Annotated in this window: 15 protein-coding genes; 3 read left to right on the top strand and 12 right to left on the bottom strand. The window is 59.3% G+C overall.

The window, feature by feature from the left end; all coding sequences use genetic code 11:
- Positions 1-252: 252 nt before the first annotated feature.
- From ACA079_RS10340 to ACA079_RS10315, 6 genes are read right to left on the bottom strand one after another with little or no spacing between them, the layout of a single operon-like run.
- Positions 253-1995, bottom strand: coding sequence for an ABC transporter substrate-binding protein (locus ACA079_RS10340; protein ID WP_497703371.1), 1743 nt, complete (start codon positions 1993-1995; stop codon positions 253-255).
- A gap of 48 nt (positions 1996-2043) precedes the next feature.
- Positions 2044-2316, bottom strand: coding sequence for a DUF2160 domain-containing protein (locus tag ACA079_RS10335; RefSeq protein ID WP_008146061.1), 273 nt, complete (start codon positions 2314-2316; stop codon positions 2044-2046).
- Positions 2317-2326: 10 nt separating this feature from the next.
- The gene (locus ACA079_RS10330; protein WP_129436919.1) at positions 2327-3127 is read right to left on the bottom strand and encodes a carbohydrate ABC transporter permease; all 801 of its coding nucleotides are present in this window, start codon (positions 3125-3127) and stop codon (positions 2327-2329) included.
- Positions 3128-3135: 8 nt separating this feature from the next.
- Positions 3136-4002: a carbohydrate ABC transporter permease gene (locus ACA079_RS10325; protein WP_129436920.1), complete on the bottom strand. Its 867-nt coding sequence runs from the start codon at positions 4000-4002 to the stop codon at positions 3136-3138.
- 2 nt (positions 4003-4004) lie between these two features.
- Positions 4005-5096 (bottom strand): ABC transporter ATP-binding protein, encoded by a 1092-nt coding sequence (locus ACA079_RS10320; protein ID WP_497633763.1) that lies wholly within the window; start codon positions 5094-5096, stop codon positions 4005-4007.
- The gene (locus ACA079_RS10315) at positions 5096-6190 is read right to left on the bottom strand and encodes an ABC transporter ATP-binding protein (RefSeq protein ID WP_415768228.1); all 1095 of its coding nucleotides are present in this window, start codon (positions 6188-6190) and stop codon (positions 5096-5098) included. Before ACA079_RS10315 ends, ACA079_RS10320 begins: the two co-directional genes overlap by 1 nt.
- A 387-nt stretch (positions 6191-6577) precedes the next feature.
- Between ACA079_RS10315 and ACA079_RS10310 the strand changes: the two genes are divergently transcribed.
- Positions 6578-8413, top strand: coding sequence for a sigma-54-dependent Fis family transcriptional regulator (locus ACA079_RS10310; protein WP_497703370.1), 1836 nt, complete (start codon positions 6578-6580; stop codon positions 8411-8413).
- Positions 8414-8604: 191 nt separating this feature from the next.
- Here the strand turns inward: ACA079_RS10310 and cysS are convergent, their stop codons facing one another.
- Positions 8605-9987, bottom strand: a complete 1383-nt coding sequence (cysS, locus tag ACA079_RS10305) for a cysteine--tRNA ligase (protein ID WP_497703369.1) — start codon at positions 9985-9987, stop codon at positions 8605-8607.
- A gap of 15 nt (positions 9988-10002) precedes the next feature.
- Positions 10003-11700, bottom strand: a complete 1698-nt coding sequence (locus ACA079_RS10300) for a glutamine--tRNA ligase/YqeY domain fusion protein (RefSeq protein WP_497703368.1) — start codon at positions 11698-11700, stop codon at positions 10003-10005.
- Positions 11701-11960: 260 nt separating this feature from the next.
- On the opposite strand from ACA079_RS10300, the gene ACA079_RS10295 reads away from it, so the two are divergent.
- Together ACA079_RS10295 and lpxH are read left to right on the top strand one after the other, a co-directional pair.
- A complete protein-coding gene (locus tag ACA079_RS10295; protein WP_033057103.1) occupies positions 11961-12464 on the top strand; it encodes a peptidylprolyl isomerase in 504 nt (167 codons plus the stop codon).
- On the top strand, positions 12461-13213 hold the full coding sequence (gene lpxH / locus ACA079_RS10290) for a UDP-2,3-diacylglucosamine diphosphatase (RefSeq protein WP_497703367.1): 753 nt from the start codon (positions 12461-12463) through the stop codon (positions 13211-13213). Before ACA079_RS10295 ends, lpxH begins: the two co-directional genes overlap by 4 nt.
- Before the next feature lie 129 nt (positions 13214-13342).
- Here lpxH and ACA079_RS10285 read toward each other — a convergent pair whose 3' ends face one another.
- The 4 genes from ACA079_RS10285 to ACA079_RS10270 all read right to left on the bottom strand — a co-directional run bounded on the left by ACA079_RS10285 (position 13343) and on the right by ACA079_RS10270 (position 18287).
- Positions 13343-14872: a DHA2 family efflux MFS transporter permease subunit gene (locus tag ACA079_RS10285; protein ID WP_497703366.1), complete on the bottom strand. Its 1530-nt coding sequence runs from the start codon at positions 14870-14872 to the stop codon at positions 13343-13345.
- Positions 14873-15129: 257 nt separating this feature from the next.
- The gene (locus tag ACA079_RS10280; RefSeq protein ID WP_497703365.1) at positions 15130-16332 is read right to left on the bottom strand and encodes an HlyD family secretion protein; all 1203 of its coding nucleotides are present in this window, start codon (positions 16330-16332) and stop codon (positions 15130-15132) included.
- A 15-nt stretch (positions 16333-16347) separates the two neighbouring features.
- On the bottom strand, positions 16348-17817 hold the full coding sequence (locus tag ACA079_RS10275) for an efflux transporter outer membrane subunit (RefSeq protein WP_497703364.1): 1470 nt from the start codon (positions 17815-17817) through the stop codon (positions 16348-16350).
- The gene (locus ACA079_RS10270; RefSeq protein WP_033057114.1) at positions 17814-18287 is read right to left on the bottom strand and encodes a MarR family winged helix-turn-helix transcriptional regulator; all 474 of its coding nucleotides are present in this window, start codon (positions 18285-18287) and stop codon (positions 17814-17816) included. Before ACA079_RS10270 ends, ACA079_RS10275 begins: the two co-directional genes overlap by 4 nt.
- Between the last annotated feature and the right edge of the window lie 101 nt (positions 18288-18388).

Here is an 18388-nt window from a genome sequence, read left to right as displayed (position 1 = left end):
GATGACATACACCCTGTAGGAGCTGCCGAAGGCTGCGATCTTTTGATCTTCGTACTTGTGAGCAGTCATAAGTAACGGGTTGTCTGGGATGTCCTCTTCGCGGGCAAGCCCGCTCCCACAGTGATCTGTGGTGTACACACCTTTTGTGACTGACGCAAAACTTGTGGGAGCGAGCTTGCTCGCGAAGGCGGTGGAGCAGGCACAAAAGAAAACGGCACCTTACGGTGCCGTTTGCGTTTCACAGCTCAGATGTTATTTACGCGCCGCCTCCCACGATTTCAGCAGTTCCGCATAACTCACAGTTTCACCTTTAGGCTTCTCGTTCGCCAGTTTCGGCTTCGGTGCACCCGGTTGATCCAACCAGTACTGCGCGTCGCGCTCGGGGTTCATTTTCGGTGCGCAGGTGGCTTGCGCCTTCGAGCGCTCCAGACGGGTCATGATCGCGTCCTGATCCTTGGCCAAACCATCCAGCGCCTGTTGTGGGGTTTTCTCGCCGCTGGCCGCTTCGGCGATGTGGCTCCACCACAGTTGCGCCAAACGCGGATAGTCCGGCACGTTGGTCCCGGTCGGGGTCCATTGCACACGGGCCGGGCTGCGATAGAACTCGACCAGACCACCGAGTTTCGGTGCCAGGTCGGTCATGGCTTGCGAGTTGATGTCCGACTCGCGGATCGGCGTCAGGCCGACGATGGTTTTCTTCAGGGATACGGTTTTCGAGGTCACGAACTGCGCGTACAGCCAGGCCGCGAGTTTTTGCTTCTCAGGCGTGGACTTCATGAAAGTCCAGGAACCCACGTCCTGATACCCGAGTTTCATGCCCTCCTCCCAGTACGGCCCGCGAGGCGACGGTGCCATGCGCCATTTTGGCGTGCCGTCGGCGTTCATCACCGGCAAGCCCGGTTTGGTCATGTCAGCGGTAAACGCGGTGTACCAGAAGATCTGCTGCGCGATGTTGCCCTGGGACGGCACCGGACCGGATTCGGAGAAGGTCATGCCCGCCGCTTCCGGTGGCGCATATTTCTTCAGCCAGTCGACGTATTTGGTGGTTGCATAGACCGCCGCCGGGCCGTTGGTGTCGCCACCGCGGGTCACACTGGAGCCGACCGGATGGCAGTCCTCGACGCGGATGCCCCACTCGTCCACCGGCAAGCCGTTGGGAATGCCTTTGTCGCCAGCACCGGCCATGGAGAACCAGGCATCGGTGAAGCGCCAGCCCAGGGACGGATCTTTCTTGCCGTAGTCCATGTGCCCGTAGATTCGCTTGCCGTCGATTTCCTTGACGTCTTCGCTGAAGAATTTGGCGATGTCTTCATAGGCCGACCAGTTCACCGGGACGCCCAATTCGTAGCCGTACTTTTCCTTGAACTTGGCTTTCAGATCCGCCCGCTCGAACCAGTCGGCGCGGAACCAGTAGAGGTTGGCGAACTGTTGGTCGGGCAACTGATAGATCTTGCCGTCCGGCGCGGTGGTGAACGAGATGCCGATGAAGTCTTTGATGTCCAGGGTCGGCGAGGTGTAGGCCTTGCCTTCGTTGGCCATCAGGTCGGTGATCGATTCGGTTTTGCCGTAGCGAAAGTGCGTGCCGATCAGGTCCGAGTCATTGACCCAGCCATCATAGATGTTCTTGTCCGATTGCATCTGGGTCTGCAGCTTTTCCACCACGTCGCCTTCTTGCAGCAAGTCGTGGGTCAGCTTGATCCCGGTGATCTCGGTAAAGGCTCTGGCCAGCGTTTTGGATTCATATTCGTGGGTCGCGATGGTTTCCGAAACCACCTTGATGCTCATCCCGCGAAACGGCTCGGACGCCTTGATGAACCACTTCAACTCTTCGAGCTGCTGCTCTGGGGTGAGGGTGGACGGTTTGAATTCGCTGCCAATCCATTTCTTGGCCGCGTCTTCATAGGCATCGGCCCAGGCTGCAGCGCTCAACCCGCTGAGTGCCAGCATGGCTGCCAATGAAACGCTATGTCGCAGCTTATTGTTTTTGTCGAACATAGAGACCTCCTGTTTGGGTTTCGGAGCAACATTGCCGATCGATTTCGACTAGCCCCAACGCATCACAGCCAACAGCCACACCAGGGACAACGCGAACGCAACCCAGATGCTCCAGTCGGTGACGCCGATTACCAGCAAATGCAGGTAGGCGCTGCCGAGAAGACCGATAAACAACCGATCGCCACGGGTGGTGGCAATCGGCAACAAACCACGCCGAAGAATGCTCGGCGAACGCAATTCCCAGGTCGTCATGCCCACCAGGATCAAGGCAATGACGCTGAAGAATGCCGCCGTAGGGCCGGTCCAACTCATCCATTCCATCATCAGTTCCTCAGACCCGGCCCAGGGCAAAGCCCTTGGCCACGTGGTTGCGAACAAACCAGATCACCAGCATGCCCGGCAGGATGGTCAACACCCCCGCCGCCGCCAGTACGCCCCAGTCGATGCCGGACGCCGAGACCGTGCGCGTCATCACCGCCGCAATCGGTTTGGCGTTGACCGACGTCAGCGTTCGCGCCAGCAGCAGTTCGACCCAGGAAAACATGAAGCAGAAAAATGCCGTCACACCGATCCCTGAGCCAATCAACGGAACGAAAATCTTCACGAAGAACTTGGGGAAACTGTAGCCATCGATGTAGGCGGTTTCGTCGATTTCCTTGGGAACCCCGGACATGAAGCCCTCAAGAATCCACACCGCCAACGGCACGTTAAACAGGCAATGAGCCAACGCGACGGCGATGTGGGTGTCGAACAAACCGATCGAGGAATACAGCTGGAAGAACGGCAGCAGAAACACCGCTGGCGGCGCCATGCGGTTGGTCAGAAGCCAGAAAAACAGGTGCTTGTCACCGAGGAACCGATAGCGCGAGAACGCATACGCCGCCGGCAATGCCACGCTCAGCGAAATCACCGTGTTCAGGCTCACGTAGTACAGCGAGTTGAGGTAACCGGTGTACCAGGCCGGATCAGTGAAGATCACCTTGTAGTTGGCGAAGGTGAAATCCTGCGGAAACAACGTCAGGCCGCTGAGGATTTCGGTGTTGCTCTTGAAGGACATGTTCAGCAGCCAGTAGATCGGCACCAGCAGGAACAGAATGTAGATCACCAGCGGAATCAGCTTTCTCTTGCTCATGGCAGACCTCAGCGGTTGGCGTCAGAGTGAGTCATGGCCGTATAGAACAGCCAGGACACCAACAGGATGATCAGGAAGTACACCAGCGAGAAAGCCGCCGCGGGGCCGAGGTCGAACTGCCCGATCGCCATTTGCGTCAGGGTCTGACTCAGGAAGGTCGTGGCATTCCCCGGACCGCCACCGGTCAGCACAAACGGCTCGGTGTAGATCATGAAACTGTCCATGAACCGCAGCATCACCGCGATCAGCAATACACTCTTGAGCTTGGGCAACTGGATGTGTCGGAAAACCGCCCAGGCCGATGCCCGATCAATCCGCGCCGCCTGGTAGTAAACGTCCGGAATCGCCCGTAAACCGGAGAAACACAACAGCGCCACCAACGACGTCCAGTGCCAGACGTCCATCACCAGCACCGTGACCCAGGCGTCCATGGTGTTGGCCGCATAGTTGTAGTTCAGCCCCATGGCCTTGAGGCTGGCGCCGAGCAGACCAATGTCGGCCCGACCGAAGATCTGCCAGATGGTGCCGACCACGTTCCACGGAATCAGCAACGGAATCGCCAGAATGATCAGCACCAGCGACGACCAGCGACCCTTGGTCGGCATGGTCAGGGCGATGGCGATGCCCAGCGGGATTTCGATCAGCAGCACACAGCCGGAGTAGATGAACTGACGCAGTAATGAGTCATGCAGGCGCGGATCGAGCAGCACTTGCTTGTACCAGTCGGCGCCGACGAAGTAGCGGCTGGACTGGTCGAAGATGTCCTGCACCGAGTAGTTGACCACGGTCATCATCGGGATCACCGCACTGAACGCCACCAGCAAAAACACCGGCAACACCAGCCACCAGGCCTTGTTGTTCTGCACCTTGTTCATGGCTACGTCTCCAGGAGATATTCGTCGGCATACACCATCAACCATTGAGCCGGGAAGCTGATGTAGGCGGTTCCCTCAGGCACTGGCTTGTCTTCGGCCAGGCGCACTTTCAAAGGGGCGCCGTCGAGGTTCAGGGTCATGATCTTGTAGGTGCCAAGGTCTTCGACGTGTACGACTTGTGCCTGCATCGCCTCATCAAAAGGTTCGTCCCACACATGCACGAACTCTGGACGGATGCCGACCTTCAGGGTTTTCCACTCGGACTCGGCGATGCGTTTCTGTTGAGGATCGGAAAGTGGCAAATGAGTCGAGGCGAAACCGACACCACCTGGCTGCGGCTGAACCTCGATCAGGTTCATCCCCGGACTGCCGATGAAATAGCCGACAAAGGTGTGGCTCGGCCGCTCGAACAGTTCTCTCGGCGTACCGAATTGCACAATCTGCCCGCCGTACATCACCGCGATCTTGTCGGCGAAGGTCGAGGCTTCGAGCTGATCGTGGGTGACGTAGACCATGGTGATGTTGAACTGCTCGTGGATCTGCTTGAGCTTGCGCCGCAGCTTCCATTTCAGGTGCGGGTCGATCACGGTCAGAGGCTCATCGAACAGGATCGCCGACACGTCATCGCGCACCAGCCCACGGCCCATGGAGACTTTCTGTTTTTCATCGGCGGTGAGGTTGCGCGCCTTCTTGCTCAGCAGCGCCTGGAGGTCGAGGACTTCGGCGATTTCCTGCACCTTGCTGTGAATTTTCGCCTCGGCCATGCCTTGATTGCGCAGCGGGAAGGCCAGGTTGTCGAACACCGTCATGGTGTCGTAGACCACCGGGAACTGGAAAACCTGGGCGATGTTGCGCTTCTCCGGGGTCAGGTCGTTGACCACTTTGCTGTCGAACAGCACCTGGCCCTGAGACGGACTGAGCAGCCCCGAAATGATGTTGAGCAAGGTCGACTTGCCGCAGCCCGACGGCCCTAGCAGCGCGTAAGCACCGCCCTGCTCCCAGACGTGGTCCATCTCGCGAATCGCATAATCCTCGGGGCCGGTCGGCGTGCGGGTATAACTGTGGGCGAGGTGCTGCAAACGAATTTCGGCCATCAGGCAACCCTCGCGATACGGCGACCAGGCGCCTGGACCAGCCGCCCCTGCGTATCGAAGACAAACAGTTTATGGGTCGGGATATAGATACGAATTGGCGCATCGACGTCGTATTCGTGAACGCCGGGCAAGTGCAGCACCAACAGGAAATGCTCGTTGCGCACATGGAGGAAGGTTTCCGATCCGCTGATCTCGGCCACCTCGACGGTGACCGCCAGTTCCAGATCATCGTCGTTGCTCGGCACCAATGAGATGTGGCTCGGTCGCACGCCGAAACGAAACTCGCCCTCGCCCACCGGCCGCAGATCGACGTTGAGCGGGAAGTGCACGAAATTGGCGAAACTGACTTCGTTGCCGGCGATACGGCCCGGCATCAGGTTGATCGGCGGCTCGGAGAACAGCTCCGCCGCCAGCACGGTTTGCGGCTGGTGATACACCTCGGAAGACTTGCCGCTCTGAATCACCCGGCCTTCGTGAAGAATGGTGGTGGTGCCGCCCAGCGCCAGGGCTTCGTTGGGTTCGGTGGTGGCATAGATGGCGATGGTGTGGTGAGCCTTGAACAGCTCTCGCATTTCCTGACGCAGTTCTTCGCGCAGCTTGTAGTCGAGGTTCACCAGCGGCTCGTCGAACAGAATCAGCTCGGCATCCTTGACCAGCGCCCGGGCCATCGCCGTGCGCTGTTGCTGGCCGCCGGAGAGTTCAAGCGGATGGCGCTGGAGGAATTTCTCGATGCGCAACATCTTCGCGGTTTCCAGCACTTTGCTCTGGATCAGCTCATTGGAAACACCCCCCTGGCGCAAGGGCGAGGCAATGTTCTCGAACACCGTCATGGTCGGGTAGTTGATGAATTGCTGATAGACCATCGACACGTTGCGCAAACGCACCGGACGCTGGGTGACGTCGACGCCGTTCATCAGGATACGACCGCTGTCGGGCTTGTCCAGACCGGCCATCAGGCGCATGAGACTGGTTTTGCCGGACAGCGTACGCCCGAGCAAAACGTTGAAGGATCCGGCTTCGAAATTAAGGCACGCATCATCGATCCAGGTCTGGCCCTCGACGGTGCGGCTGACGTGCTCCAGGGTTAATGACATGGCTCGGCCTTTTTATTATTGGAGTCAAGCGACCGGAGCTACAGAGCGACATTCGTGCCAGAAATTGCAAGCCGTTGATCCAGCTTGAGAATCCTTCAAGCGGAAGAAAAACCGCGTTCGTAGCTGAACAGAAATGAACAACCGCGACTGAACAATTGAACAACCCGGCGGTTGACAATGAACAATAGTGAACAACAATCTACACACCGTTCACGGTCCCCGTAGGAGCTGCCGAAGGCTGCGATCTTTTGATCTGGCGCCCGTGACATTTGTGAAGATCAAGATCAAAAGATCGCAGCCTTCGGCAGCTCCTACAGGAGCCGAGACGAAACCAGCGTTATGCAAAACCCATAAAAACAATAAAAGCTTGCTCAGAGATCGACTGCCATGGCCGCACCCGCCTTGCCGCTCTCCCACGACGCCATCATCCAGGACTCCTGGTCCCGATGCCGCGCGTTCGGCCTCAATCATCAGAGCGCCCCGGCGTTCGATCAGTTGCCGGCCGAGGGCATTGCGCAATTGCTGGAGAGCCAGCACTCACTGGTGCAAACCACTCACCAGGAAGTCCTGCCGTACTACGAGAACATCCTCAGCAACTCCAACTGCCTGATCATGCTCGCCGACAATCAGGGCCAGGTGCTGACGTCCTGGGGCACCCAGCGTTTTATCGAGCCGAACCTGACCCGCGGTTTCAGCGCCGGTGCCAGCTGGATGGAGCGTTGCAGCGGCACCAATGCGATCGGCACCGCCCTGGCCTGCGAGCAGGCGGTGCACATCGAGCACGACGAACATTTCCTCAAGGCCAACCGTTTCATGACCGGTTCCGCCGCACCGATTTTCGATGCCGAACGCAAGGTCATCGCGGTGCTGGATGTGTCCAGCGACAGCTACCTGCCGCCGTCCCACACCCTCGGCATGGTCAAGATGATGAGTCAGACCGTGGAAAACCGGCTGATCCTCAACCTGTTCCATGGCCAGCATTTCCAACTGACCTTCAACACCGGGCTGAACAACCTCGACAGCCAATGGGCCGGGCTGCTGATCTTTGATGAAACCGGTCAGGTGCTGTCCGCCAACCGTCGGGCCGACAATCTGTTGGGCATCAGCCTGTCGCGGGTCAGTGTCGAAAGCCTGTTCAAGGTCTCGCTGCTGGAATTGCTGAACCAGCCGGACGGCCTGCCCTTCGCCTTGCAAACCTCAGGACGCAACCGCTTCCAGTGCCTGTTGAAGCGGCCGAAACAGGCAGTAATTCAGGCGCGAGTGTTTACTGAGCCCACGGTGGCGACACCGGCAGCGATCAGCCTCAACACCCTGCACTTCGGTGACAGCCGCGTGGAAAAAGCCGTGCGCCAGGCCGAGCGGTTGCTGGAAAAAGACATTCCGTTATTGATCCACGGTGAAACCGGAGTCGGCAAGGAAGTCTTCGTCAAAGCCCTGCATCAGGCCAGTTCCCGGAGTAAAAAACCGTTCATTGCCGTCAACTGTGCAGCCATCCCCGCCGAACTGGTTGAGTCCGAGCTGTTTGGCTACGAAAAAGGCGCGTTTACCGGCGCCAACCAGAAAGGCAGCATCGGGCTGATCCGCAAGGCCGACAAAGGCACCCTGTTCCTTGATGAAATCGGTGATATGCCGTTGCCGACTCAGGCTCGACTGCTGCGAGTGTTGCAGGAGCGTTGCGTACAACCGGTGGGCAGCAGCGAGTTGTTCCAGGTGGATATACGGATTATTTCCGCGACCAACCGCTCGTTGCGCGAACAGGTTCAGTTGGGGCGCTTCCGCGAGGATTTGTATTACCGGATTGGTGGTTTGACCCTGGAACTGCCGCCCTTAAGAGAACGCAGTGATAAAGAGGCCTTGTTCAAACGCCTGTGGGAACAGCACCGAGAGCCATCGCAGTGGGCCGGGTTGAGCCGAGAGGTGCTGGAGTTGTTCAGCCGTCATCCGTGGCCGGGGAATTTAAGACAGGTCAGCAGCGTGATGCAGGTAGCGCTGGCCATGGCCGAGGAACAACCGGTGCGGCCGGAGCATTTGCCGGATGATTTTTTTGTGGATATGGAGATGGAGCCGGTGGATTTGCCGGAGCCGTTGGCGGTTGATTTGAATGATGCCGAGGATTTGAATCGGCAGTTGCAGGCGGCCGGAGGCAATATCTCCCATTTGGCCCGACGGCTCGGGGTTAGCCGCAATACCCTTTACAAGCGGTTGCGCCAGTCGGAAAGCTGACTGCTGCGCAGTCAATCGCGGGCAAGCCTTGCTCCTACGGGATTGCGCCGTACACAAGTTCAGCGAACGACGCTATCCCGTAGGAGCAAGGCTTGCTCGCGATGGCGCCAGCCCTGTCTCCGCAGCACTTGCGCCCTGCGCATAAACAAAAACCCGCACAAGGCGGGTTTTGTTTGTAGCAAACGCAGCGATCAGTCAGCCAGACGCCAGGTCGTGCCGCCCTTCCCGTCTTCCAGCACCACGCCCATGGCGGTCAGCTGGTCGCGGATGCGGTCGGATTCGGCCCAGTCTTTACCAGCACGAGCCGCCAGACGCGCGGCAATCAGCGCATCAACCTCAGCCGCATCAACCCGCCCTTCGGCACCGGCCTGCAGGAAGTCATCAGCTTCGAGCTGCAACACACCCAACACACTGGCCAATTCCTTCAAGCGAGCTGCCAGACCCGCCGCCGCATCAAGATCACTCTCACGCAGACGGTTGATCTCACGAACCATCTCGAACAGCACGGCACACGCTTCCGGCGTACCAAAGTCGTCGTTCATCACCTGAGTGAAACGCTCGACAAAGGCTTCACCGCCAGCAGGCGCTACGCTCGGCAGGCCTTTCAACGCATGGTAGAAACGCTCGAGCGCGCCTTTGGCGTCCTTGAGGTTGTCTTCCGAATAGTTGATCGCGCTGCGGTAGTGGCTCGACACCAGCAGGTAACGCACGACTTCCGGGTGGTACTTTTCCAGCACGTCGCGAATGGTGAAGAAGTTGTTCAAGGACTTGGACATCTTCTCGCCATTGATGCGAATCATGCCGCAATGCATCCACGCGTTGGCGTAGGTCTTGCCGGTGGCCGCTTCGCTCTGGGCGATTTCGTTTTCGTGGTGCGGGAACTCGAGGTCGCTGCCGCCGCCATGAATATCGAAGGTCTCACCGAGGCAGCAGGTCGACATCACCGAGCACTCGATGTGCCAGCCCGGACGACCGTCGCCCCAAGGCGAAGGCCAGCTCGGCTCGCCCGGCTTGGCGCCTTTCCACAGCACGAAGTCCAGCGGGTCCTGCTTGGACTCGTCGACTTCGATCCGCGCGCCGATGCGCAGGTCTTCGATTTTCTTGCGCGACAGCTTGCCGTAGCCCATGAACTTGGCGACGCGGTAGTACACGTCGCCATTGCCCGGGGCGTAGGCGTAACCCTTGTCGATCAGGGTCTGGATCATGGCCTGCATGCCAGCGATGTGATCGGTGGCCCGCGGCTCCATGTCCGGCTTGAGGATATTGAGGCGCGCCTCGTCCTCGTGCATTGCGGTGATCATGCGCTCGGTCAGCACATCGAACGGCTCGCCGTTCTCCTTGGCCCGATTGATGATCTTGTCTTCAATGTCGGTGATGTTGCGCACATAAGTCAGGTTATAACCGCTGAACCGCAACCAGCGGGTCACCAGGTCAAACGCGACCATGCTGCGGCCGTGGCCAATGTGGCAGTAGTCGTACACGGTCATCCCGCAGACGTACATGCGCACATTGTTGCCATCCAGCGGCTTGAAGACTTCTTTGCTCTTGGTGAGCGTGTTGTAGATCGTAAGCACTTTATGTTCCTTGAATCACTGGCCCCACGAATCACGCAAGGTCACGGTACGGTTGAACACCGGATGACCGGGTTTCGAGTCCTTGATATCCGCGACGAAGTAACCTTCGCGCTCGAACTGGAAACGGTCTTCCGGCTGTGCATTGCCAAGCGAAGGCTCAGCACGACAACCGGTGAGGACTTGCAGCGAGTCAGGGTTGATGTTGTCCAGGAAACTGGCGCTGTCTTCGGCCTTCTCAGGGTTGGCCGAACGGAACAGGCGATCGTACAAACGCACTTCGCACTCGACGCTGGCCGCGGCCGGCACCCAGTGAACCACGCCTTTGACCTTGCGGCCTTCAGGGTTCTTGCCCAGGGTTTCCGGATCGTAAGAGCAACGCAGTTCGACGATGTTGCCATCGGCGTCCTTGATCGCTTCGTCGGCGCGGATCACGTAGCTGCCGCGCAGACGCACTTCGCCAGCTGGTTCCAGGCGTTTGTAGCCTTTTGGCGGCTCTTCCATGAAGTCTTCACGGTCGATGTAGAGCTCACGGGCGAACGGCAGAACGCGCACGCCCATGTCTTCTTTCGGGTGGCACGCCAATTCGAGGTTCTCGACCTGGCCTTCCGGGTAGTTGGTGATCACGACTTTCAGCGGACGCAGCACGCACATGGCACGCGGGGCGCTGTGGTCGAGGTCGTCACGGATGCTGAATTCCAGCATGCCGAAGTCGACCACACCGTCGGAACGGTTGGTGCCGATCATTTCGCAGAAGTTGCGGATCGATTTCGGCGTGTAACCACGGCGGCGGAAGCCGGACAGCGTAGACATGCGCGGATCGTCCCAGCCATGAACGTGCTTTTCATCGACCAGTTGCTTGAGCTTGCGCTTGCTGGTGATCGTGTAGTTCAGGTTCAGACGGCTGAATTCGTACTGACGCGGTTGCGCCGGCACGGGCAGGTTCTCGAGGAACCACTCGTACAGCGGGCGATGGCTTTCGAACTCCAGGGTGCAGATCGAGTGGGTGATGCCTTCGATGGCGTCCGACTGACCGTGGGTGAAGTCGTAGTTCGGGTAGATGCACCACTTGTCACCGGTCTGGTGGTGGTGAGCGTGGCGGATGCGATACATGATCGGGTCGCGCAGGTTCATGTTCGGCGAGGCCATGTCGATCTTGGCCCGCAACACGCGTGCACCGTCCTTGAATTCACCGGCCTTCATGCGGGCGAACCAGTCCAGGTTCTCTTCCACGGAGCGATCGCGGAACGGGCTGTTCTTGCCCGGTTCGGTCAGGCTGCCACGGTATTCCTTGGCCTGTTCAGGGCTCAGGTCATCGACGTAGGCCTTGCCGGCCTTGATCAGTTCAACGGCCCAGTCGTGCAACTGGTCGAAATACTGCGAGGCGTAGCGCACTTCACCGGACCATTCGAAGCCCAGCCATTTGACGTCGCTTTCGATCGCGTCGATGTATTCCTGGTCTTCCTTGGCCGGGTTGGTGTCGTCGAAACGCAGGTGCGTGACGCCGCCAAATTCCTGGGCCAGGCCGAAGTTCACGCAAATCGACTTGGCGTGACCGATGTGCAGGTAGCCGTTGGGCTCAGGCGGGAAACGGGTGACGATCTGCGTGTGCTTACCCGAGTCCAGGTCCGCCTGGATGATCGGGCGCAGGAAATTGACCGGCACGGCAGGGCCGGTCTTGGAATTCGAGGTAGGGTCGACAGTGGGCTTGCTCATAGGATCCTTGAACGTACAAGTGCGCGGCCAGTTGGCCAAATCAAAGCGGCTGTTAAAACAAAGGGGCTTATCATAGCCGATGCCGTCAAGTCGCTGACAGCGCAGGGCAAAAAACGGCTGCATTTAATCGGATGCAAATGAAAAACAGCCTCGAAATTCGCGCTTGGCACGCTAAACTGCGCATCTTGGCCAAAATTGGCCGGACCGGTTGAGGGCTTCAATGCCCCGAAACCCACGAATTCCCAGAAAGAGTACCGATCATGACCCAAGTCAAACTGACCACCAACCATGGCGACATCGTCCTGGAACTGAACGCTGAAAAAGCCCCGATCACCGTGGCCAACTTCATCGAGTACGTCAAAGCCGGTCACTACGAAAACACCGTTTTCCACCGCGTCATCGGTAACTTCATGATCCAGGGCGGCGGTTTCGAGCCAGGCATGAAAGAAAAGAAAGACAAGCGCCCAAGCATCCAGAACGAAGCCGACAACGGCCTGCCGAACGAGAAATACACCGTTGCCATGGCCCGCACCATGGAGCCGCATTCGGCTTCTGCCCAGTTCTTCATCAACGTGGCTGACAACAGCTTCCTGAACCACAGCGCCAAGACCACTCAGGGCTGGGGCTACGCCGTGTTCGCCAAAGTCGTTGCAGGCACCGACGTGGTCGACAAGATCAAAGGTGTTTCCACCACCATGAAGTCCGGCCACCAGGACGTACCAGCAGAAGACGTGATCATCGAGAAAGCCGAGATCATTGAGTGATACTGCTGATTTCAGACTTGCATCTGGAAGAGGAGCGCCCGGACATCAGCCGGGCGTTTCTGGATTTGCTCGCCGGACGCGCCCGCTCGGCGAGTGCGTTGTACATTCTGGGCGACTTTTTCGAGGCGTGGATTGGCGACGATGCCATGACGCCGTTCCAGCGTTCCATCTGCCAGGCCCTGCGCGATCTTAGCGACAGCGGCACGGCCATTTTTCTGATGCACGGCAATCGCGACTTCATGCTCGGCCAGGCCTTCTGCAAACAGGCCGGCTGCACGTTGTTGAAAGACCCGAGTGTCGTGCAGTTTTACGGTGAGCCGGTGCTGTTGATGCACGGCGACAGCCTCTGCACCCGCGACGAGGCTTATATGAAGCTGCGTCGCTATCTGCGTAATCCGATCACCCTGTTCATCCTGCGGCATTTGCCTTTGCGCACTCGCCATAAACTGGCGCGCAAGCTGCGCAGTGAAAGCCGTGCGCAGACGCGGATGAAGGCGAATGACATCGTTGATGTCACGCCGGAAGAAGTGCCGCGGATCATGCAGGCCTTTGGCGTGAAGACCTTGATCCATGGGCATACCCATCGGCCGGCTATTCACAAGTTGCAGATTGGCGAGCAGGCGGCCAAGCGGATTGTGTTGGGGGATTGGGATCGTCAGGGGTGGGCGTTGCAGGTGGATGAGAATGGGTTTGCGTTGGCGCCGTTCGACTTCGCCCCGCCGCCACAGCTGGCAGCCCCCGCAAACTGACTACCGAACACAAAACCCTTGTGGGAGCGAGCTTGCTCGCGATAGCGGTAAATCAATCAACAAAGATGTTGAATGTTAATCCGCCATCGCGAGCAAGCTCGCTCCCACATTGACCGCGTGCTTCTGGCCTTAGTGACCGGAGGCCGCCGGCCCCGCCTTCGCTGCAAACGGCGGTTTCGCCAGCCACACCAGCACAATCAAACCCATGAATGCCCACCCCAGCAACGTGAAGTAATCCACGGTGGAGAGCATGTACGCCTGACTGGTCAGCACATGATCCAATTGCGCATACGCCGGATTGCTCGCCCCGCCCAGGCTGTTCAGCGCCTCGCGGGTCGCCGGCTCATAGGTGCTGATGCTTTCGCTCATATAGGCGTGGTGCTGATCCGCTCGGCGAATCCAGATCCAGGTCGTCAGCGACGCAGCAAAACTGCCGCCCAAGGTCCGCAGGAACGTCGCCAGGCCCGCGCCGTCGGCGATCTGGCTCGGTGGCAGGTCCGACATCAGGATGCTCAAGGTCGGCATGAAGAACAGCGCCACACCAATCCCCATGAACAGCTGCACCAAGGCGATGTGCTGGAAGTCCACTTCGTTGGTAAACCCGGCACGCATGAAGCAGCTCAGGCCAATCGCCAGGAACGCCAGGCCGGCCAGCAGCCGCAGGTCGAATTTGTGTGCGTATTTGCCGACAAACGGCGACATCAACACCGGCAAAATACCGATCGGCGCCACCGCCAGCCCCGCCCACGTCGCCGTGTAACCCATCTGGGTTTGCAGCCATTGCGGCAGGATCAGGTTGATCCCGAAGAACCCGGCGTAACCCAGCACCAACACAATCGTGCCGATGCGGAAGTTGCGGTAAGCGAACAGCCGCAAATTGACCACCGGGTGTTTGTCAGTCATTTCCCAGATCACGAACACCGCCAGCGCAATCACCGAAATGGCCGCGCCGATGAGGATGAAGTTCGACTCGAACCAATCCAGGTCGTTGCCCTTGTCGAGGATCACCTGCAATGCGCCGACGCCAATGATCAGGGTGATCAAACCGACGTAATCCATCGGCTGATAGCTGGTTTCCACCGGCCGCGCCTTGAGTTGCTGGCGCACCACCATCACCGCAAAAACACCGATCGGCACGTTGATAAAGAAGATCCACGGCCAGCTATAACTGTCGGTAATCCAGCCGCCGAGGATGGGACCGGCAATCGGCGCCACCACCGTGACCATCGCCAGCAACGCCAGGGCCATGCCACGCCTGGCGGGCGGATAGACGGCAATCAGCAGCGTTTGAGTCATCGGGTACAACGGACCTGCCACCAGACCTTGAAGCACCCGAAAGCCGATCAACTCCGGCATCGAGGTCGAGATACCGCACAGGAACGAAGCCAGCACGAACAGAACCGTCGCCCAGAGAAACAGCTTCACCTCACCGAAGCGCCGGCTGAGCCAACCGGTCAGCGGCAGCGCGATGGCGTTGCTCACGGCGAACGAGGTAATCACCCAAGTGCCCTGCTCCGAACTCACGCCGAGGTTGCCGGAAATCGTCGGCAGCGCGACGTTGGCGATGGTGGTGTCGAGCACTTGCATGAAGGTCGCCAGCGACAGGCCGATGGTGCTGAGCACCAGGCTGGGCGGCGTGAAAGAGGCGTTATTGCTCATCGCGAATCCTTTGAAACCTGATTGGCGCAGCGCCTGTTACTGACGCAGCTGACCTTGTGGGAGCGAGCCTTTGTAGTGAGGGAGCTTTTGTGGCGAGGGGATTTATCCCCGTTCGGCTGCGAAGCAGTCGCAAAGCTTTTGGGGCCGCTTCGCGACCCAACGGGGCGGTGCGACGTTTCGCTAAATCCCCTCGCCACAAAAGCTCTCTCACCAAAGAGGCTCCCTCACCACAAAGGCTCGCTCCCACTGGGTCGGTGTCAGCGTTGAACGGTTTTGCTGACCGCAGCGCTGTTGTCGTGGATCAATTGAGTGATCATCGCGTCGGCCTCGGCCAACTGACGGTCATAGACGTTGGTGCTGAACGAGGCCTTTTGCGGCGGCTGTTGCGCCAGCACCGGGCCGCTCTGGTCACGCAGGTTCACATCGACCTGAGTCGACAGGCCGACCCGCAACGGGTGCTTGGCCAGTTCTTCGGCATTGATGTGAATCCGCACCGGCACCCGCTGGACGATCTTGATCCAGTTACCGGTGGCGTTCTGCGCGGGCAGCAAGGCAAACGCGCTGCCGGTGCCGGCGCCGAGGCTGTCGATGGTGCCGCTGAACTTCACGTCGCTGCCGTACAGGTCGGCTTCAATGTCCACTGGCTGACCGATGCGCATGTCACGCAGCTGGGTTTCCTTGAAGTTGGCGTCGATCCACAGCTGATCCAGCGGAATCACCGCCATCAATGCGGTGCCCGGCTGGACACGTTGGCCCAGTTGCACGGAGCGTTTGGCGACATAACCGGTGACCGGCGCGATCAAGGTGCTGCGGGAGTTGTTCAAGTACGCCTGACGCAATTGCGCGGCAGCGGACATCACGTCCGGGTGCGACGACACCACGGTGTCATCAACCAGCGCGCTGGTGGTTTTCAGTTGCTGTTTGGCGTTGGCCAGGGCGTTTTGCGCCGAGGTCAGGTCGTCGCGAGCATGGGACAGTTCTTCCTGGGAAATCGCGCCGCCAGCGGCGAGGTTTTTCCGGCGATTGAAGTTGTCCTGAGCCTTCTGCACTTCAGCTTGTTGGGCGTTGACCTGGGCTTTCATGCCGTCGACGTTGCTGTACAAGCCGCGAACCTGACGCACGGTGCGGGCCAGATTGGCCTGGGCACTTTGCAGACCGACTTCGGCGTCGTTCGGGTCGAAGTTGATCAGCACCTGACCTTCGTGAACCAGATCGCCGTCGTCGGCGCCAATGCTGACCACGGTGCCGGTGACCAGCGGAGTGATTTCCACCACGTTGCCGTTCACATAGGCGTCGTCGGTGCTTTCGTTCCAGCGCCCGTAGAATTCGTGATAACCCCAGACGCCGATACCGGCGAGGATCACCACGATAGCGAGCACCACCAGCATGATTTTGCGTTTGCGCGGATTGCTGGTGTCTTGAGTGTTGTCAGGGGATTGGGTTGTATCGGCAGTGGCCATGACAAATACCTTGAATTAGTTGTGCTGCGTGGCTGGGGTTGCGTTGGCTGCGGTCAGGGTTTCGCCCTGGAAGCCGCCGCCCAGCGCCTGCATCAGTTGGATCGACAGGTCGATCTGCTCGGCATTCAGGTTGGCCAGCTGACGCTGGACCTGGAGCAATTGCTGCTCGATGCTGAGCACGTCCAGGTAGTTTCCGATGCCGGAACCGTACCGCTGGACCACGGTGTTGTAAGAATCCTGGGCAATGTCGGTGGCATGTTGCTGCGCCCCGATTTGCCGGCCGATATCGCGTAACTGGTTGATGGTGTCGCTGACATCACCCAGGGCTTTCACCAGGCTTTTGTTGTACTGCGCCACGGCGAGGTCGTAATCGGCGTCGCGGGAATCGAGGTCGGCGCGCAGGCGGCCGCCGTCGAAAATTGGCACCGAGATCGTTGGCGCAATATTGAAGAAACGACTGGCCGAACCGAACATCGCATCGCCCAGTAAGGATTCGGCACCCGCCGCAGCGCTCAAGTTCAAGTTGGGATAGAACTGGGTCTTGCCGGCGGCGATGTTCTTGCTCGCGGCCTCAACCCGCCAGCGGGCGGCCACCAGGTCGGGACGACGACCGAGCAACTCGGCGGGCAATACTGATGGCAACGCCACGGCGCTGGCCTGGAGGATTTTCGGCCGGGCGATTTCATTGCCGCGATCCGGTCCTTTGCCGAGCAGCACAGCCAAGGCGATTTTCGCGCTTTGCAGGCGTTTTTCAGCGTCGATCAGGCTGGCTTCGGAGGTGGCTTCCAGGCTTTCGGTCTGCTGGAACTGGTATTGACTGTCGATCCCGGAACTCAGGCGACGCTGGCTCAGATCGAGCATTTGTTTGGTGCGCTTGAGGTCCTCACTGGCCAGGTCATAGACAATGTGCGCCTGCCCCAGATCGCTGTAGGCGCGAGCGACGTCGGCGGACAAGGTCAGCTGAGCGGCTTGTTGATCGACTTCGGCAGCACGGGCCTGGCCCAGTGCGGCTTCCCAGGCATCACGCTGACCGCCCCAGAGGTCGAAGTTGTAATTGAAACTGGCACTGATGTTGCGCACGGTGGCGTAGGCGTCGCCCTGCCCGCGCGGATCCTGATCCTTGGCCAGGCGTGAACGACTGATACCGGCGCTGGCATCGAGGGTCGGCATGCGCGCGGCGTCGGCGGCATAGGCGGCAGCGCTGGCCTGGTGGGCGCGGGCGTCGGCGATTTGCATGTCGGGGCTGTCGTGCAGGGCTTCGCGGATCAAGCCGTCGAGCTGTGGGTCGCCGAGGCTTTTCCACCAGTCGCTTTTCGGCCAGGCCGCGGGCGACAGGGTCACGCCGCTGAGGGATTGCCCGGCCATAAGGTTTTTCGCATCGAGGCTTTTGCCCTCGGTCGTCAGGCCGCTGTAGCTGGCGCAACCGGCCAGGGTCATGGCCGCCAGCACCAGGCTCAGGCCGGTACGCAGGGTTTTGCTGCTCATTTGTCACCTACCCGCAGCAGGGTGATCGAGTCACCGGCCGCTACCAAAATTTTCTTCAGGATCTGTTCGAGGGTTTTCAACTCCTCTGGGGTGATCGCGCCGGCCAGTTCATTCATGGCGTCGGCGCCGATCTCCGGCAGGCGGTCAGTCAACTGCTGGCCTTGTTCGGTCAGCACCAACTGAACCTGACGGCGATCCGCCTCGGAACGTTGGCGGGCGAGGAAGCCTTTCTGTTCCAGACGATCGAGCATGCGGGTCATCGAACCGCTGTCCAGCGACAGGTGACGGCACAGCTCGGCCGGGGTATCGACGCCGAACTGGGCCATGATGATCAGCACTTTGAACTGCGCGGCGGTGATGCCGTGGGGTTCCATGTGCGTGTCGATGATCCGGTCCTTGAGCAACGCGGCGCGCCCGAGCAGGAGTCCGAGATGGCAAGTGTGGAATTCGTCTGGGGTGAAATGTTTCATCTAGCCACCAATTAGCTGCCTAGGCAGAGAATGTATGTCGAGATGTTACTGCCTAGGCAGCGAATGTCAACGTAATAGTTAGGTTGCTTGCTATTTAGTTG

Source organism: Pseudomonas sp. LBUM1645 (assembly GCF_059716185.1).
Note: the sequence above shows the minus strand (reverse complement) of the source record. Positions and strands in the feature narration are given on the sequence as shown.

Coding starts and splice junctions, on each gene's coding strand:
- ACA079_RS10340 (WP_497703371.1), bottom strand. CDS start 1,995: ATGTTCGACAAAAACAATAAGCTGCGACATAGCGTTTCATTGGCAGCC.
- ACA079_RS10335 (WP_008146061.1), bottom strand. CDS start 2,316: ATGGAATGGATGAGTTGGACCGGCCCTACGGCGGCATTCTTCAGCGTC.
- ACA079_RS10330 (WP_129436919.1), bottom strand. CDS start 3,127: ATGAGCAAGAGAAAGCTGATTCCGCTGGTGATCTACATTCTGTTCCTG.
- ACA079_RS10325 (WP_129436920.1), bottom strand. CDS start 4,002: ATGAACAAGGTGCAGAACAACAAGGCCTGGTGGCTGGTGTTGCCGGTG.
- ACA079_RS10320 (WP_497633763.1), bottom strand. CDS start 5,096: ATGGCCGAAATTCGTTTGCAGCACCTCGCCCACAGTTATACCCGCACG.
- ACA079_RS10315 (WP_415768228.1), bottom strand. CDS start 6,190: ATGTCATTAACCCTGGAGCACGTCAGCCGCACCGTCGAGGGCCAGACC.
- ACA079_RS10310 (WP_497703370.1), top strand. CDS start 6,578: ATGGCCGCACCCGCCTTGCCGCTCTCCCACGACGCCATCATCCAGGAC.
- ACA079_RS10300 (WP_497703368.1), bottom strand. CDS start 11,700: ATGAGCAAGCCCACTGTCGACCCTACCTCGAATTCCAAGACCGGCCCT.
- ACA079_RS10295 (WP_033057103.1), top strand. CDS start 11,961: ATGACCCAAGTCAAACTGACCACCAACCATGGCGACATCGTCCTGGAA.
- ACA079_RS10285 (WP_497703366.1), bottom strand. CDS start 14,872: ATGAGCAATAACGCCTCTTTCACGCCGCCCAGCCTGGTGCTCAGCACC.
- ACA079_RS10280 (WP_497703365.1), bottom strand. CDS start 16,332: ATGGCCACTGCCGATACAACCCAATCCCCTGACAACACTCAAGACACC.
- ACA079_RS10275 (WP_497703364.1), bottom strand. CDS start 17,817: ATGAGCAGCAAAACCCTGCGTACCGGCCTGAGCCTGGTGCTGGCGGCC.
- ACA079_RS10270 (WP_033057114.1), bottom strand. CDS start 18,287: ATGAAACATTTCACCCCAGACGAATTCCACACTTGCCATCTCGGACTC.